Below are 17,482 nucleotides of genomic sequence, written 5' to 3' on the forward strand. Positions count from 1 at the left end.
GCCCAAGGCGTCATAGAATTGCCGTTCAATAACGAATAACGAGGAGCACCATGTATCTTGGGATCGACCTGGGTACGTCCGAGGTCAAGGCGGTGGTGATCGACGAGACGGGCGCGCTGCTGGCACTGGCCGGCAGTACGCTGACGGTGTCCCGTCCGCATCCGCGCTGGTCCGAGCAGAGCCCGGCCGACTGGTGGCAGGCGACCTGTGCCACCGTGGACAAACTGCGCGAGCAGCTCGGCAGTGAGCGCTTCGGCCGCATCCGCGCCATCGGCCTGTCCGGCCAGATGCATGGTGCGGTGCTGATGGATGCGCAAGATGCGGTGCTGCGTCCGGCCATCCTCTGGAGCGATTCGCGCAGTGCCCCCGAATGTGCCGAGCTGGAACGCCGCGCACCGCGCCTGCACGGTATCGCCGGCAACCTGGCCATGCCGGGCTTCACTGCGCCCAAGCTGCTGTGGGTGGCGCGCCATGAACCGCAACTGTTTGCGCGGATCGCGACCGTGCTGCTGCCCAAGGATTGGCTGCGTTTCATGATGACCGGGCGCAAGGTGTGCGATCCCTCGGACGCCGCCGGCACGCTGTGGCTGGATGTGGAAGGCCGCAACTGGTCCGACGAACTGCTGGCCGCCTCCGGCATGCGGCGCGATCAGATGCCGGCGCTGGTCGATGGCAGCGCGGTCTCCGGCACGCTGCTGCCGGAAGTGGCACAGGCCTGGGGCTTGCGTGCGGACGTGATCGTGGCCGGTGGTGCCGGTGATGGCGCGGCCAGTGCAGTGGGCATCGGTGCGGTCAAGCCCGGCGATGGCTTCCTCTCGCTGGGAACTTCCGGTGTGCTGTTCGTGGTCAATGATCGCTTCCGTCCGAATCCGGGGCGGGCCATTCACGCCTTCTGCCATACCCTGCCGCAGCGCTGGCACCAGATGAGCGTGATGCTCTCGGCCGCCAGTTGCCTGCGCTGGTTCTGCCGCTTGTGTTCCGTGGATGAGAAGAGCCTCCTGGCCGAGATCGAACAGCTCGATGAGGAAGCGCGCAACAATGCGCCGCTGTTCCTGCCGTACCTGTCAGGTGAACGCACCCCGCACAACGATCCTTATGCTACCGGCGTCTTCCACGGGCTGACACCCGAACACCAGCGCGCCGCACTCGGCTATGCGGTGCTGGAAGGCGTGGCCTTCGGCATGGTGGATGGACTCGATGCGCTGCGCGCGGCGGGCACCGATGTGGCCGAATTGTCGCTAGTAGGAGGTGGCGCGCGCAGCGCTTATTGGGCACAGTTGCTGGCCGATGCGCTGCAGGTGCGCATCGTCACCCACGTGGGCAGCGAGGCCGGTGGCGCACTCGGTGCGGCGCGCCTGGCCTGGCTGGCCGATGGCGGCGACGAAGCCGAGGTGTGCCGCAAACCGGCACAGCAGGCGCTGTACCAGCCCGATGCAGCACGGCATGCGGCCCTGCAGGTGCGGCTGCAACGCTATCGGGCAATCTATGCGCCGTTTGCGCCCTTGTATGGGGAGGGCGCTTAACTTCAATCAGAGGAGATATATGCAGGTCATCGAATGCAGTGAAGCCCAGCTCGATATCCTGGCCGGCTTGTTCAACGATTACCGGATTTTCTATGAATATGAGGACGACTTGCCGGCATGTCGTTACTTTCTGGAAGAGAACTTGCGGCTGCGGCGGTCTTCGATGTTCTTGCTGATTGATGACGCGGGAAGCGCGCTTGCTTTCGCGCAGTGCTATCCCGCAACCTGTTCACTGAGCATGCGTCCTTACCAGTATCTCTCCGACCTGTATGTCATTCACACTGCGCGCCAGCAAGGCCATGGCCGCAAGCTGATGCAGTACCTTCGCGATCACTTCAGCGCGCGGGGAGCGCAAAGGATCACGCTCGATACCGCCACGACCAACGTGACCGCCCAGCGGCTTTACGAAGCGCTGGGCTATGAGCGGGAGCAAGTCTATATCACTTATCACCAAGTGCTGGAGGAAGCTGCCCAGCCCTGAGTGAGCCCTCCGCTGCAGGCCTGCTACCCGGGTGGTAGCGCCTCATCGCCGGTTGAACTTGAACACCGAGATCGCCTGCAGCAGGCGCATGGTCTGCTCTTCCAGACTGGTGGCCGCTGCGGCTGCTTCTTCGACCAGCGAGGCATTCTGCTGGGTGCTGGCATCCATCTGCGTGATGGCTTCATGCACCTGGTTGATGCCGGCACTCTGCTGCTGGGTCGCTTCGTTGATTTCGCTCATGATGCCCGAGACCCGCTGCACCGAAGCCACGATGTCGCGCATGGTGCTGCTGGCCTGCTCCACCTGGCGATTGCCCACTTCCACCTTGGCCACCGAGTCGTCGATCAATTGCTTGATCTCCTTGGCCGCCGCTGCCGAACGCTGCGCGAGCATGCGCACTTCCGAGGCCACCACCGCAAAGCCGCGTCCCTGCTCGCCGGCGCGCGCCGCTTCCACGGCGGCATTGAGTGCCAGGATATTGGTCTGGAAGGCGATGCTGTCGATCAGGCTGATGATGTCCACGATCTTGTTGGAGGATTCGCTGATCTCGTTCATCGTCGTGCCGGTGCTGGCCACGGCATCGCCGCCGCGCATGGCAATGGATGATGCGGTCCCGGCCAGCTCGTTGGCCTGGCTCGCGTGATCCGCATTCTGGCGCACGGTGCCGGCGAGCTGGTGCATGCTCGATGCCGTTTCTTCCAGGTTGGCGGCCTGTTGTTCGGTGCGGCGCGAGAGGTCCATGTTGCCGGTGGCGATTTCGCGCGTTGCCAGGTTGATGGTCTCGACGTTGGAACGCACGTCGCCGATGATGGCGGTCAGGTTCACGTTCATCTGGCGCAGCGAGGCCAGCAGGCGGCCCAGTTCATCATGGCGGCCGGTCTCGATGCGCACCGAGAGATCGCCTCCGGTGATGGCGTGGGTGATATCGAGGGCCTGCTGCAGCGGCTTGATGAGCGCGGCGCGCAGGGCGATCCACTGCACGATGGACAGCAGGGCTGACGCCGCCGCCAGCGCACTGATCCACCACTGGTGCAGCGTCATCATGCCGGCCAGTACGACGGCGATCTGGATCGCCAGCATCACGCCCATCGACCAGTTCAGGCGCGTATTCAACTGCATGCGCCCGAGCTTGCCCAGCCATCCGGCCAGCCCGGTACGGACCACTTCACCACGATGCAGGGCGATGCCCTTGGCCTGGCCACGGCGCATGCTTGCGTAGAGCTTCTCGGCGCCTTCCACCGCCGCGCGTTCGGGCTTGGTACGGACCGACATGTAGCCGACCACCTGGCCGCTTTCGCGGATGGGCGTCACGTTGGCGCGCACCCAGTAATGGTCGCCGCTCTTGCTGCGGTTCTTGACCAGTCCGGTCCAGGGGGTGCCGCCCTTGATGGTGGCCCACATGTCGGCGAAGGCCTCGGGCGGCATGTCGGGATGGCGGATCAGGTTTTGCGGCGCGCCCAGCAATTCCTCTTCCTCGAAACCGCTGATCTCGATGAAGTAAGGATTGACGTAGGTGATGTTGCCCTGGAGATCGGTCTTGGAAACGATGGCCTTGCCATCGATGAGCAGGCGTTCCTGCCCCGTGACCGGCATGTTCATGCGCATCTGATACCCCCGTGTAAGAAGCTGTGGTGATGGAAAGTCCAGCTGGCGGGGGCGGGCGGTGGAGCGGATGCTGTTCGCCTCTCCCTTGCGAACACATCGGACCGGGCGCGCCAGGCAGCGACAGCCTGGCGCAAGGTCCTGCCTGACGGGAATGACGCGTCAGACGATGGGATTGTCTCCGTTGTGCGGGCTGTCGGACCCTCTGCGGGGCTTTCCGAAGACGCTAGTGTAGGTCGGATAGAACGAACAGTACATGATGACCGTCAATATTATCGAGATCGGCAGCAGGATGAAGAACACCGCCGTAATGCTGCCGGTCAGCAGCGTGATGGCCATGCTGATGACCGTGGGCACCACGATGGCGATCATGATCCAGGCCATGCCGAAGACCAGGAACGCACGCCCGGCGCGGCGCACCGCGAAGAAGCTGTAGAACAGTGCCTTCCCCAGCGGCATCTGCTGCCACATGATCAAGGGGGCGGCATACCAGAACGCCATGGCCGCCGGCACGTAGAGGGCGGCCGCCACCAGCATGGCAATGCGCATGCTGCCAGCGGCGCTTTGCAGTTCCTCGGTCGACAGGCCGCCACCCATCATGGCTTTCCAGAAGCTGCCGCCGTCGGCCAGCGCCGAAGCCGCCACCACCAGCGTGGCCACCAGCAGATAGAGCAAGCCGAGCTTCAACAGCGTATTGCGCGCCGGGCTGCGGAAGCCGATCAACAGCAGGTTGGGGAACACCCGCTCACCGCGCTCGATCTGCGCGCAGGCCTGCATGAACGACATCGAGAACAGCGGGATCAGGATCAGCGGCAGCATCTGGCCGAGCACCGGGATGATGCCCAGCGCCAGCATCAGGAACATGTAGGCGAAGAACAGCGTCGAGATTTCGGCCGGTTGCTTTCTGAACAGGGCGAAGCCCTGTTTGACCCAGGACCAGCCGGTGTGTGCGGGGATCTTTTCCATGGCTCCAGTGCTTACAGCGTCGGTGGCGCATCCTGAATGCGCAGGCGCAGGATGCGTTCGAAGTGCGTCGGATCATGCGGCGTGAGCATTTCGGCTTCGCGCGGCAGATAGAAATCGTACAGGCGCGAGAGCCAGAAGCGCAGCGCGGCAGCGCGCAGCATCGGCTGCCACGCCACGCGTTCGGCGTCCGAGAACGGACGCACGGCACGATAGGCGGCCAGCATGGCTTCGCTGCGGGCAGTGTCGAGCACGCCCGTGTCCAGGTCCACGCACCAGTCGTTGACGGTCACGGCCAGGTCGAACAGCCAGGTATCGCAACCGGCGAAATAGAAATCGAAGATGCCCGACAGCTGCTCGCCCACGAACATCGCGTTATTGCGGAACAGGTCGGCATGCACCGCTCCACGCGGCAGGGCGCGGTAGTCGGCGGTGGCGGCAAAGTCCTTCTGGTACTGCACTTCGCTGGCGAGCAACTGGCCCAGTTTGGCCGGCAGGAAGGGCAGCACCGCCGGGGTGGTTTCCAGCCACCAGGCCAGGCCGCGCAGGTTGGGCTGCAGGATCTTGAAATCCTTGGCCGCCAGGTGCATGCGCGCCAGCATGTCGCCCAGCGCGGCGCAGTGCACCGGCTGTGGATCCAGCTGCGACTGGCCTTCGAGCTTGCTGACGATGGCCGCCGGCTTGTCGTTGAGCAGGTTGACGATGGCGCCCTTGTCGTTGGGCACCGGCGCCGGCACCGGGATGCCGCGCTGCGCCAGGTGGCGCATCAGTTCGAGATAGAAGGGCAACTGTTCGATGTGCAGCTTCTCGAACAGCGTCAGCACGTATTCGCCTTGCTCCGTGCCGATGAAGAAGTTGCTGTTTTCGATGCCCGAGGAGATGCCCTTGATCGAAGTGGCGCGGCCAAGCGGGAATTGTTCAATCCAGTCCGAGAGTTGTTCCAGACTGACCGGTGTAAAGACTGCCATGACGAAAATGAAAAGAGGATGCTGGCTGGGGCGCGCTGCCGCCAAATCCGGCGGCTGCGCGAGGGGAAGGGCAGATGCGCCGTCCTTCCCGTTCCTGAACCGGCTGCGCAATGCGGCCGGGTGATGCGGTTGATCGCTGGCGATCGCGCGCCATCACCGTCTGGCGACGCGCGCGATCAGCGGAATCACTTCTTGGTGGTGCCGTCGGTGTCGCCTTCCTGAGGCTTCTTGACACCCCAGTCGAACTCGCCGACCTTCCACTGGGCCGAGCTAGGCGGCGGGCTTTGTGCATCGCCGGGGGTGGAACCGCCCAGTTGCGGATTGGGACGCACGTAGTAGGTGCTGGGACCGGACTTGACTTCGATTTCCTTGGTCTGGCCGTGGTCGCGGCGTTCCTTGATGCTGTTGCCCTGCGTGCGGCTGTCTTCGCCCGGCTTGCGGATGGTCACGGCCGGTGGTTCGCCTTCTTCCAGCTTCTCCAGTTCGGGCGGCGGCGGAGCGGGCTGGGCAGCCAGGCCTGCGGGCGGAGTTTGTGCCAGCGCCAGCGGCGCGGCCAGGCCAGCCGATGCGCACAGCAGCAGCGCTGCCAGGGACTCTTTGAACCGGAGTTGGGATGGTTTCATGATCTTATGAAGAAAAAGGGGTGTTGTTTTCTTCATTGTAGCAAACCATCAAGGTCTGGCCGTCGCGTTTCTTCATGGGAATGATCAATAAGACAACAGGCAAATGCGAGCGCGCGTGGCCGTGTTGAGCCGGATCCATCGCCGGGGCTAGTCCAGCAGCGGGATGCGGGTGCTCAGCCAGTCGGCCAGGGTAGGGGGCATGGCCACCACTTTGACGAATTCTTCATCTTCGCCTTCGCTGGCATCGAAGTAGGCGAGGTGGTCGCGGGCATAGTCGATCAGCACGGGATAGTGCCCGCCCCATTGCACGGTGAAGTAACGTACCGCGCGCCACTGGCCCTGCTCATCGAAGATGCGCAGGCGGATCTGGTCGTGCCGGTTGTCGCCGCTGCCGGTGCCGCACAGTTCGACCAGGAAGTCTTCGCCCCGATAGTGGCGCAGGCCGCCGTTGAGCTTTTCGGTGTACATCTGGCATTGCTGGTAGTGGGGCCGGGTGCTGGTCACCACGGCAATGGCCACGCCATAGCTCATCACCAGCATGTAGAGCAGGGTGGTGGTCCAGTAGGCTGGCTGCCAGCGCGGCTGGGCCTTGCCGATGACGCGGCCCATGCCCCAGCAGAACCAGGCCAGGGTGGCTGCCATGAGCAGGGCCGCCAGCCAGTACAGGGTTTCACGGTGCGCGTGCAGGCTGTCTTGCCACCGGTCGGGGTGCCATGGCTGCCACTGTGTGGCGGGAAGAAACAGCATGGCCGCACCGGTCGCCATCGGTATCAGGCACAGGAACAGCGCCGCGTACAGCGTGCCCAGGAAGAGTTGCGTGAAATAGGCGCGGGCGACCGGCATAAAAGAGAAGGTGCAAGAAAGTGGTATGAATCTTCATGAAGTTGCCCTGCATCATGAATTCTTGCGTTGTTGTTTCAAATCGTACGTTGGTGAGGGGAAGTGAACTTTCTTGCGTCTATCGCTGATGCCATGCCGGTTCTGGTCCGGTAAAAAGAGAAGGCCGGACGGCATCGCTGCGGTCCGGCCTCGTCGTGCTCATGAAGTGCGGTGTTACAGATACATCCCGCTCTGACGTTCTGCCTCCTGCTGGGTTTCCGCCGGCTTGGACTTCTCGGCGTGGAATTTCTGGATGGCTGCCAGCACGTCGGCAGGTTCATCGATCACCTGCAGCAGGTTCACGTCCTTGGGCGAGATCATGCCGTCGTCCACCAGGCGGGTCTTGATCCAGTCCACCAGGCCGGCCCAGAACTCGCTGCCCACCAGGATCACCGGCATCATGCGCGACTTGCCGGTCTGCATGAGGGTCAGTGCTTCGGTCAGCTCATCGAGCGTCCCGAAGCCGCCCGGCAGCACCACGTAGGCATCCGCATATTTCACGAAGGCCACCTTGCGCGCAAAGAAGTGGCGGAAGGACAGCGAGATGTCCTGCCAGGCATTGCCGTGCTGTTCGTGCGGCAGTTCGATGTTCAGGCCCACCGAGGGCGAAGCACCTTCGTAGGCGCCCTTGTTGGCAGCCTCCATGATGCCGGGGCCGCCGCCGGAGATGACGGCATAGCCGGCGTCGGAGATCAGGCGGGCGATCTCCACACACAGTTGATAATGGGGATTGTCGGGCTTGATCCGGGCAGAACCGAAGATGGAAACGGCAGGACGCAGCTCGGAGAGACGTTCGGTCGATTCGATGAATTCTGCCATAATCGTGAGTACATGCCACGACTCGCGCGCCTTCTTGGCCGTCGCGCGTTCGATGTCCCCCACCTCCCGCAGACGCGGGACATTTTTTCCTCTCTGTTCCATATGCAAAAAACCTTGTTGTTAGTTGATGGTTCCAGTTACCTCTATCGGGCTTTCCATGCACTGCCCGATATGCGTAACGCGGAAGGCGCGCCCACCGGTGCGCTGTACGGCATCATCAATATGCTGCGCCGACTGCGCAACGATTATCCCGCAAGTTACGTTGCCTGTGTGTTCGACGCCAAGGGCAAGACTTTCCGTGATGATCTCTATCCCGACTACAAGGCTACCCGCAAATCCATGCCGGAAGACCTGGCATTGCAGATCGAACCGATCCACGCCGCCGTGCGCGCCCTGGGCTGGCCGATCCTGATGGTCGAGGGCATCGAGGCCGATGACGTCATCGGTACGCTCTCGGTACAAGCCACCGCTGCCGGACTGGACACCATCGTCTCCACCGGCGACAAGGACATGGCCCAACTGGTCAACGAACACGTTACCTTGGTCAACACGATGAGCAATGAAGTTCTCGACATTGCCGGCGTGACCGCAAAATTCGGCGTGCCGCCCGAGCGCATCGTCGATTACCTGAGCCTCATCGGCGACACCGTCGACAACGTGCCCGGCGTCGAAAAGTGCGGCCCCAAGACCGCCGTGAAGTGGCTCTCCGCCTATGGCTCGCTGGATGGCGTCATGGCCAATGCCGACAAGATCAGCGGCGTGGTCGGCGAGAATCTTCGCAAGGCCCTGGACTGGCTGCCGCAAGGCCGCGTGCTGGTCACCGTCAAGACCGATTGCGATCTGTCGGAGCACATGAAGTCCATCCTCGAATCGCTGACCATGCAGCCGGTGGACAAGGAAGTGCTCAAGGATCTCTTCACCCGCTACAACTTCCGCACCTGGCTGCGCGAACTGGGCGAGGGCAGCGAGCCCACCGCTGCCAAGACCCCGCTGGTCGGTGCCAGCGCCGCTGCAGCACTGGAAGCGCCGGCCCAGGGTGGCCTCTTTGCTCCTGCGCCCAAGGTCGAGTACGAGACCGTGTTCACCGATGCGCAACTGGATCAGTGGATCGCCACCATCAACGCCGCCGAACTGACCGCCGTCGATACCGAGACCACCTCGCTGGATGCGATGCAGGCCGAGCTGGTCGGCATCTCGCTGTGCTGCGAGCCGGGCCGTGCTGCCTACATTCCGGTAGCGCACAACTACCAGGATGCACCCGAACAATTGTCGCGCGAGCACGTGCTCGCCAAACTGAAGCCCTGGCTGGAAGACGCCAGCAAGCCCAAGCTCGGCCAGCACCTGAAATACGACAGCCACATCTTCGCCAACTACGGCGTTCGCCTGGCCGGCGTGAAGCACGACACGCTGCTGGAATCCTACGTCTTCGAATCACATCGTCCGCATGACATGGACAGCCTGGCTGCACGTCATCTGGAGCGCAAGACCATCACCTATGCCGAGGTGTGCGGCAAGGGTGCGTCGCAGATCGGCTTCAATGAAGTGGCCATTGAACGCGCCACCGAATATGCTGCCGAAGATGCGGAAGTCACACTGGCCCTGCATCACGCCATGTGGCCGCAGATCGAGCATGATGACAAGCTGCGCTTCATCTACGAGAAGATCGAAGTCCCGACCTCGGTGGTGCTGCAGAAGATCGAACGCAATGGCGTGCTGATCGACAGCGAGCGCCTGGGCCAGCAATCGCACGATCTCGGCAAACGCATGCTGGAAATCGAACAGCAGGCCTACGACCTGGCCGGCCAGCCTTTCAACCTGAATTCGCCCAAGCAGCTGGGCGAGATCCTCTTCGGCAAGCTGGAGCTGCCGGTGGTCAAGAAGACCGCCTCGGGCGCACCGTCCACCGATGAGGAAGTGCTGCAGAAGCTGGCCGAGGATTATCCGCTGCCCAAGGTGCTGCTGGACTATCGCGGCCTGGCCAAGCTCAAGTCCACCTATACCGACAAGCTGCCCAAGATGATCAACCCGGCCACCGGCCGCGTGCATACCAACTATGCACAGGCGGTGGCAGTCACTGGTCGCCTGTCTTCCAACGAACCGAACCTGCAGAACATCCCGATCCGCACGCCCGAAGGACGCCGCATCCGCGAAGCCTTCGTCGCACCCGAAGGCTGCGTGATCGTCTCGGCCGACTATTCGCAGATCGAGCTGCGCATCATGGCGCACATCTCCGAAGACGAGAACATGTTGAAGGCCTTCGCCAACAACGAAGACATCCACAAGGCCACCGCCGCCGAAATCTTCGGCATCGCGCCCGAGCAGGTCGAGTCCGAGCAGCGCCGCTATGCCAAGGTCATCAACTTCGGCCTGATCTACGGCATGAGCGCCTTTGGTCTGGCCGGCAACCTGGGCATCGAACGCTCTGCCGCGCAGATGTACATCGACAAGTACTTCATGCGCTTCTCGGGCGTGAAGCGCTACATGGATGAAACGCGCCTGCAGGCCAAGGCGCGCGGCTACGTGGAAACGGTCTTCGGCCGCCGCCTGTGGCTGCCCGAGATCAACTCGCCCAACGGCCCGCGCCGGCAAGGCGCCGAGCGTGCGGCGATCAATGCGCCCATGCAGGGCACCGCGGCCGACCTCATCAAGCTGGCCATGATTGCCGTGCAGGACTGGTTGGAGTCGACTGGCATGAAGAGCCGCATGATCATGCAGGTCCACGATGAACTGGTGCTGGAAGTGCCCCAGGAGGAGCTGGCGGTGGTGCGTGAAAAGCTGCCTGAATTGATGAAAAATGTTGCGGAACTGAAAGTTCCCTTGCTTGCCGAGGTCGGAATCGGTAAGAATTGGGACGAAGCGCATTAAACTTCACACCGCTGACGGGAACGCGCGGCTTTCCGCCGTTCGATAGCGCAGGGGCGTGAACGATTAGGCAAAAAAGCAAGATTGGCAGGAAGGCAAGCTGACGCCGTGACGTGACCCCAGTGGTCAGCAGGCGTCAGTGCCCCGACCAAGCCAGCACCTGAATGACAAGACAAGCAGACCGGCGTCGCAACCGCAGACGAACAAAGACGGGATGACGCTCTGGGTGGTACCGGACGGGGTCCGGGCAACCGAGGCTGAGGCAGGGAAGCAGGGGACAAGCACATTCATCACCGGCCATGACCGCATGCGGTCCGTGGCCGTCATCATCTCCGTCTTTCCGTCCGGCCTCCGATGAACACATGGGAGGAGACGTCATGAAGTCAGGAATGAAGGTAGGTACGCGCCTGGGGTTGGGGTTTGCGTGGGTGGTCTTGCTGCTGGTGCTGGTGACCGGCTTCGGCATCTACAACATGCACCAGGTGCAGGGACGCTTCACCCACGTGGTGGAGGTCAAGAATCCCGAGAGCGCACTGGTCAAGGAGATGCTGGAAACGGTGGGCGAGCGCTCCATCTCGTTGCGCAACCTCATGCTGCCCGCCGCGCCCGAAGATGTGGACATCGAGGCGCAATACATCGAAGGCCAGACCCAGAAATACAAGGTCGCCGCGCAGAAGCTGCAACAGCTCTTTGCCGATTCTTCTGACACTTCCGAGGAAGAGAAGGCGGCCCTGCCCAAGATCCAGGCGCAGGCTGCTGCGGCCGAGAAGCTCATCAACGAAGCCGTCGAATTCGGCAAGCGCCGTGAAGCCTATGAACTGGCGCAATTCCTGAAGGAGCAATACCTGCCGGTGCAGAAGTCCTGGCAGGTCGAACTGAAGGCGCTGGCCGCACTGGAAGACAAACTCAACCGCGAAGCCGCCGACAGCAGCGCCGCCGCCTATGCCCGTGCGCGCCTGCTGATGCTGCTCATCAGCGCCATCGGCGTGGTCACCGCGATCCTGGCGGCCATCTGGATCACGCGCCAGATCCTGCGCAAGCTGGGTGGCGAGCCGGACTATGCCGTGCAGATCGCCGGCCAGATTGCCGAAGGCGACCTGGCTGTCGTGATTGATACCCGTGCCGGTGACAACGACAGCCTGCTGGCGGCCATGCGCGTGATGCGCGACAAGCTGGCCGCGATCGTCTCGGAAGTGCGGCGCGGTTCTGAGACCATCACCACCGCCTCCACCGAAATTGCACGCGGCAACCTCGACCTTTCCGGCCGCACCGAGCAGCAGGCCGGTGCGCTGGAAGAGACTGCCTCCTCCATGGAGCAGCTCAATTCCACCGTCAAGCAGAATGCCGAGAACGCCCACCAGGCCAACGACCTGGCGCTGGCCGCCTCCGACGTGGCGGTGCAGGGTGGCAGCATCGTCTCGCAGGTGGTGGAGACGATGCAGTCCATCAATGCCTCCTCGCAGAAGGTGGCCGACATCGTCAGCGTGATCGATGGCATCGCCTTCCAGACCAATATCCTCGCGCTCAATGCGGCGGTGGAAGCGGCGCGTGCCGGCGAGCAGGGGCGCGGCTTTGCGGTGGTGGCGTCCGAAGTGCGTTCGCTGGCGCAGCGCTCAGCCTCGGCCGCCAAGGAAATCAAGGTGCTCATCGGCGACTCGGTAGGCAAGGTGGAAAACGGCAGCAAGCTGGTCGAGCAGGCCGGCAGCACCATGACCGAGATCGTCACCAGCATCCGCCGCGTCACCGACGTGATGACCGAGATCACCCACGCCAACCGCGAGCAGAGCAGCGGCATCGAACAGGTCAACGAGGCCATCATCCAGATCGACGACATGACCCAGCAGAACGCCGCCCTGGTCGAACAGGCAGCGGCCGCGGCCCGCCAGCTGCAGGAACAGGCGGCCGGATTGCAGCAACTGGTGAGCGTGTTCCGCATCGATGCGGCACAGGCGCGCGTGACTTCGTCCACTTCTGCAACTTATGCACAACCGGCTTCGGCTGAGCGCGTCATCGACGTCACGCCCGGTGCGCCGGAGCTGCCGGGCGCCAATGCGGCGCTGGCGGTGCAGGGTTGAAGCAGGGTCAAAACCTGGTCAAGCCGCGCTCAACACGTTCTGCCGATTGCGGTTAGACTCCGGCAGGGGATGAAGCCGGCGTGCGAAAAATGCCAGCTTGTCCGGTGCCATGAAAGCGGTCTGCAAGGACCGCTTTTTCATGTTGGCGCTCCCCCGCATCACCATCACTTCCACCACAACGAGGCCAAGTGCCACCAAGATGGAGAACCCGATGAACGACCTTCGCAATGATTTCAACAGCCTGCTGGGCCAGAGCAACCTGTCCGGCAACGCTGATCGCCGCACCTTCCTCAAGACCGCCCTGGGCACCGGCTTTGCCGCCGCCGTGCTGCCGGTGTGCGCGCAGACCATGATCAAGACCGATACCCAGGGCCTGACCGCAGGCGAGGTATCCATCGACGTCAACGGCCAGCGCGTGCCGGCCTATCGCGCCCAGCCCGAGGGCAAGACCGGCCTGCCGGTCATCATCGTGGTCTCCGAGATCTTCGGCGTGCATGAGCACATCGCCGACATCGCGCGCCGTTTCGCCAAGCTGGGCTACCTGGCCATCGCACCGGACTTCTTCGTGCGCCAGGGCAATCCCATGGCCTATACCTCCATTGCCGAGCTGCAGAAGGAAATCATTTCCAAAGTGCCCGATGCGCAGGTGATGGGCGACATCGATGCCTATGTAAAGTGGGCCGGCGAGAACGGCGGCGACATCAAGCGCCTGGGCATCAACGGCTTCTGCTGGGGCGGCCGCATCGTGTGGCTCTACAGCGCCCACAACCCCCAGGTCAAGGCCGGGGCCGCCTGGTATGGCCGCCTGGTGGGCGACAAGACCGCGCTGTTCCCGCAACAGCCCATCGATATCGCGCCGACGCTGAAGACGCCGGTCATCGGCCTCTACGGCGGCAAGGACCAGGGCATCCCGGTTTCCACCGTGGAGCAGATGAAGGAAGCCCTGCAGAAGGCGGGCAACAAATCCGAATTCCATGTGTACATGAATTCGGGCCATGCCTTCAACGCCGACTACCGTCCCAGCTATGTGGAGGCGGATGCCAAGGATGCGTGGACCAAGGTCGTGGCCTTCTTCAAGCAGCATGGCGTGGCCTGATGCTGATGCAATAAATTGGCGAGCTTCTTGTTGGTGCGCTTCTGATGCAGATCAAGGCGGGGCGCACCAAGATGTGCAGCGCGCAGGCAAAGGGACGGAATTCTCCGTCCCTTTTTCATTGAATCTTGGAAAGAACACATGGGTTTACGGCGCTGCCGGCCTTGGCACGCCGTTTGCTAAAGAAGCGATTGAGTAGAAGCGGCTAGCAGTCGGTAACCAAGACACTTACCTTCTCGCGGGGCATTGCTCGTGACGCCATCGGAGCCTTCCGATGGTCCCTCTCTTTTGACAGGACACGAGACCATGCACATTGCCCGAGCGCCCTCTCATTCTGTGTTGCCGTTTTTCGCAACATTTCCCCTGATCGATTCCCCTTTTGGCAATGCCATCCGAGGTGGGCGATGAACGCCGTCACCGATCGCTTCAACGGCAATGCCGCCACCACACTGCGTTTGCGGGTGAGGGCAGTGCGCCACGCGGCCGAAGGGATTCGTCTCTTTGAACTGGTGGCGCAAGAGGGTGCCGCGTTGCCGCCCTGGACGCCGGGCGCGCACCTGCGCCTGCATTTGCAAGACGGTCTGGTGCGCGCCTATTCCCTCTGCAATACGCCGCAACAGCGCGACTGCTACGTGATTGCCGTCAAGCGCGAGAGCGATTCGCGCGGTGGATCCGCCTATCTGCATGAACAGGTGCAGGAGGGCGATTCGATCAGCACATCGCCTCCCGTCAATGCCTTCCCCCTCATCGCCGACCCGCGCGCGCCGCTGCTGCTGGCCGCCGGCATTGGCATCACGCCGCTGCATGCGATGGCCGCCGAGATGGCCGCGCAGGGCAGGCGTCATCGCCTGCATTACTTCGCGCGCAGCCTGGCACACGCTGCATTTTTCCATGAACTGGCCGCCTGTTCGCAAGGCATGTCGCTGCACCTGGGGCTGGACGGTATCGAGACCGAGCGCGCCATTGCAGCGGCCCTTGCCGCCGTGCCGTCTTCGTCGCCGCTCTATGTGTGCGGACCTGCACCTTTCATCGAAGCCGCGCGCCGGCATGCGCAACTGGCAGGCTGGCGCGAGCAGGATGTTCATTTTGAATTGTTCGCTGCGCCTCTGATGGCGAATGCCGAGCCTCCATCCGCTGCGCAGGCTCAGGCCGAAGAGCACGTGTTCGAACTGGTCCTGCACCGTTCCGGCCTGCGCTGCGAGGTGCAGCCCGGACAGAGCATCGTCGCTGCCGCCGCGCAAGTGGGCGTGGTCATTGGTACCTCCTGCGGCGAAGGTTTCTGCGGCAGTTGCGAGAGCACCGTGCTGGAAGGCCAGCCCCTGCATCGCGACAGTGTGCTCTCAGACGCCGAACGCGCGAGTGGCCGCCGCATCCTGCCCTGCGTATCGCGTTGTGCCGGCACGCGATTGGTCCTGGATCTGTAATTGGTTAGTGCGCAAAGCAAGTTCAACCCACCTGGAGAGGAAGGCTATGAAGAAGCAATCGATGCAAAAGCGGACATTCCTGCGGCACCTGGCCGCGCTGTGGCTGGGCGCGGCTGCCCTGTCGGTGACGGGCCTGGCCCACGCCGAGGACAAGGTCACGCTGCTGTCGAACTGGTATGCGCAGGCCGAGCATGGCGGCTTCTACCAGGCGGTGGCCAAGGGTATCTATAAAAAATATGGGATGGATGTGACCATCAAGATGGGTGGGCCGCAGGTCAACAACATGCAGATCCTGGTGGCCGGGCAGGCTGACTTCAGCATGGGCTATGACTTCGCGGTGATGAAGGGGATCGAGCAGGGGCTGCCGCTGGTGACCGTCGGGACGTCCTTCCAGTCCGACCTGCAGGGCATGATGACGCATGATGATGTCACCAGCCTGGGCGGCCTGAAGAGCAAGACCATCCTGGTCGCCGGCTCTGGCCAGTCAAGCTGGTGGCCGTGGCTCAAGTCCAAGTACGGCTACACCGATGCGCAGTCCAAAGCCTACACCTTCAACCTGCAGCCCTTCTTTGCCGATCCCAATATCGCGCAGCAGGCCTATCCCTCGTCCGAACTGTTCCAGGCCGACAAGGCCGGCGTGAAGAGCAAGTTCTTCCTCTTCGCCAGCGAAGGCTATCCGCCCTATGGCACCACCATCGTTACGCTGCAGAAGACCGTCGCCACCAAGCCTGACCTGGTGCAGCGCTTCGTCAAGGCCACCGCCGAAGGCTGGAAGAGCTACCTGGAAGACCCGGCACCGGCCAATGCCCTCATCAAGGCCGACAACAAGAACATGGGCGATGAGCAACTGGCCTATGCGCTGGGCAAGCTCAAGGAACTCAAGGTCGTCACCGGGGGGGATGCGGCCAAGCTGGGCATCGGCGTGATGACCGATGAGCGCTGGAAACAGACCTATGACGTCATGGTCGCCACTGGCCTGCTCAAGGCCGGCACCGATTATCACAAGGCTTACACCACCCAGTTCGTCAAGGACATGAAGGTCATGCCCTGACGTCGTGACCCGCTGGTCGCTGCTGCCTTGTGTTGCCCGCAGCAGCGATCTCCTTAGCGTGAGGACGCCATGATTCCCTACACAGTACCCATGACCGCGCGTCGCATTCCGGTGATCGATTTCGCCGATGCGTTCTCGCCCGAACTGGCCCGCCGCGAGGCGCTGGCCTGGGAGATTCACAAGATCTCGCGCGACGTGGGTTTCTTCTACCTCGTCAATCACGGTGTCGCGCCCTCGCTGGTCGAGCAGCAGTTCGACTGGGCGCGGCGTTTCTTTGCCTTGCCCCAGGCCAGCAAATCGGCCATCGACATGCGGCATTCTCCGTCCGGCTACGGATACGAGCGCATGGGGGCGCAGGCCCTCGATGAAGGATCGCCCGCCGATCTGAAGGAAGGCTTCCAGTTCGGCTTTGACATCGCGCCGGACCATCCGTATGTGCAGCGCGGCCTGCTGCGCTATGGCCACCACCTGTGGCCGCAGGACCTGCCGGGTTTCGAAGCGCACTCACGCTTGTATTACGACGCCGTGCGCGCCCTGTCGCATCGCCTGCTGGGCGTGATCGCACTGTCGCTGGAGATGCCCGAGGATTTCTTCGAGCCGGTGCTGCAGTCACCCATCGCCACCCAGCGCATGCTGCACTATCCGCCCCAGCCTGACGGTGCCCGCCACAACCAGATCGGTGCCGGGGCCCATACCGACTGGGGATTGGTCACCATCCTCGCGCAGGACGACATCGGCGGACTGGAAATCTGCAATGCCGATGGCCAATGGGTGAGCGCGCCTCCCATCGCGGAAAGTTTCGTGGTCAACATCGGCGACCTGTTGCAGCGCTGGAGCAATGACCTGTATCACAGCAATGCGCATCGCGTGCTCAATGCGGGCCGTGCACCGCGCTATTCCCTGCCGTTCTTCCAGGATGGCGACCAGGCGGCGGTGGTGGCCTGCCTGCCCAGTTGCTGTAGCGATGAACGCCCGGCGCGCTACGCCCCCTGCACCATCGGTGACTACCTGGAAATGAAAGTGAAGCAGACCTTCGGGGCGGTAGCGGCGGCTTGAGCTGCCGCATGACACCTCGAAGCCAATGTATTTCGGCGAAGGCGACCGTGTTGGCACGCCGGC

At 62.9% G+C, this 17,482-nt stretch carries 14 protein-coding genes; 8 read left to right on the forward strand and 6 right to left on the reverse strand.

The genetic code is table 11. The features are described 5' to 3' along the window. Positions 1-50 precede the first annotated feature (50 nt). Both xylB and E2K99_RS02530 read left to right on the forward strand, forming a co-directional pair. Positions 51-1,523 carry a xylulokinase gene (gene xylB / locus E2K99_RS02525; protein ID WP_134221235.1) on the forward strand — a complete coding sequence of 491 codons (1,473 nt, stop codon included), beginning with the start codon at positions 51-53 and terminating at the stop codon, positions 1,521-1,523. A 19-nt stretch (positions 1,524-1,542) separates the two neighbouring features. Beyond that, positions 1,543-2,004, forward strand: a complete 462-nt coding sequence (locus E2K99_RS02530) for a GNAT family N-acetyltransferase (protein ID WP_134221236.1) — start codon at positions 1,543-1,545, stop codon at positions 2,002-2,004. Between the two features lie 42 nt (positions 2,005-2,046). Here the strand turns inward: E2K99_RS02530 and E2K99_RS02535 are convergent, their stop codons facing one another. The 6 genes from E2K99_RS02535 to E2K99_RS02560 form a co-directional block, all read right to left on the reverse strand. Then, positions 2,047-3,609, reverse strand: a complete 1,563-nt coding sequence (locus tag E2K99_RS02535; RefSeq protein WP_134221237.1) for a methyl-accepting chemotaxis protein — start codon at positions 3,607-3,609, stop codon at positions 2,047-2,049. A 159-nt stretch (positions 3,610-3,768) separates the two neighbouring features. After that, the gene (locus E2K99_RS02540) at positions 3,769-4,572 is read right to left on the reverse strand and encodes a BPSS1780 family membrane protein (RefSeq protein ID WP_134221238.1); all 804 of its coding nucleotides are present in this window, start codon (positions 4,570-4,572) and stop codon (positions 3,769-3,771) included. Between the two features lie 11 nt (positions 4,573-4,583). Then, complete coding sequence (locus E2K99_RS02545) at positions 4,584-5,537, reverse strand: homoserine kinase (RefSeq protein ID WP_134221239.1); 954 nt, start codon at positions 5,535-5,537, stop codon at positions 4,584-4,586. A 185-nt stretch (positions 5,538-5,722) separates the two neighbouring features. Beyond that, positions 5,723-6,160, reverse strand: coding sequence for a hypothetical protein (locus E2K99_RS02550; RefSeq protein WP_039789298.1), 438 nt, complete (start codon positions 6,158-6,160; stop codon positions 5,723-5,725). 147 nt (positions 6,161-6,307) lie between these two features. After that, positions 6,308-7,003 (reverse strand): hypothetical protein, encoded by a 696-nt coding sequence (locus E2K99_RS02555; RefSeq protein ID WP_134221240.1) that lies wholly within the window; start codon positions 7,001-7,003, stop codon positions 6,308-6,310. Between the two features lie 210 nt (positions 7,004-7,213). Beyond that, the gene (locus E2K99_RS02560; RefSeq protein WP_121042707.1) at positions 7,214-7,960 is read right to left on the reverse strand and encodes an LOG family protein; all 747 of its coding nucleotides are present in this window, start codon (positions 7,958-7,960) and stop codon (positions 7,214-7,216) included. Between E2K99_RS02560 and polA the strand changes: the two genes are divergently transcribed. The 6 genes from polA to E2K99_RS02590 all read left to right on the forward strand — a co-directional run bounded on the left by polA (position 7,961) and on the right by E2K99_RS02590 (position 17,419). After that, positions 7,961-10,723 carry a DNA polymerase I gene (gene polA / locus E2K99_RS02565; RefSeq protein ID WP_134221241.1) on the forward strand — a complete coding sequence of 921 codons (2,763 nt, stop codon included), beginning with the start codon at positions 7,961-7,963 and terminating at the stop codon, positions 10,721-10,723. 374 nt (positions 10,724-11,097) lie between these two features. Next, entirely contained in the window at positions 11,098-12,795 is a 1,698-nt protein-coding gene (locus E2K99_RS02570) for a methyl-accepting chemotaxis protein (RefSeq protein ID WP_134221242.1), read from the forward strand. A 211-nt stretch (positions 12,796-13,006) separates the two neighbouring features. Continuing rightward, on the forward strand, positions 13,007-13,891 hold the full coding sequence (locus E2K99_RS02575; protein ID WP_134221243.1) for a dienelactone hydrolase family protein: 885 nt from the start codon (positions 13,007-13,009) through the stop codon (positions 13,889-13,891). A gap of 401 nt (positions 13,892-14,292) precedes the next feature. Beyond that, positions 14,293-15,312 (forward strand): PDR/VanB family oxidoreductase, encoded by a 1,020-nt coding sequence (locus E2K99_RS02580; protein WP_134221244.1) that lies wholly within the window; start codon positions 14,293-14,295, stop codon positions 15,310-15,312. A gap of 61 nt (positions 15,313-15,373) precedes the next feature. After that, entirely contained in the window at positions 15,374-16,363 is a 990-nt protein-coding gene (locus tag E2K99_RS02585) for an ABC transporter substrate-binding protein (RefSeq protein ID WP_240733839.1), read from the forward strand. Between the two features lie 69 nt (positions 16,364-16,432). Then, on the forward strand, positions 16,433-17,419 hold the full coding sequence (locus E2K99_RS02590) for an isopenicillin N synthase family dioxygenase (protein ID WP_134221246.1): 987 nt from the start codon (positions 16,433-16,435) through the stop codon (positions 17,417-17,419). Positions 17,420-17,482: the final 63 nt, after the last annotated feature.

It is taken from the genome of Herbaspirillum huttiense, from assembly GCF_004367745.1.
GTDB classification, from domain to species: Bacteria; Pseudomonadota; Gammaproteobacteria; order Burkholderiales; family Burkholderiaceae_D; genus Herbaspirillum; species Herbaspirillum huttiense.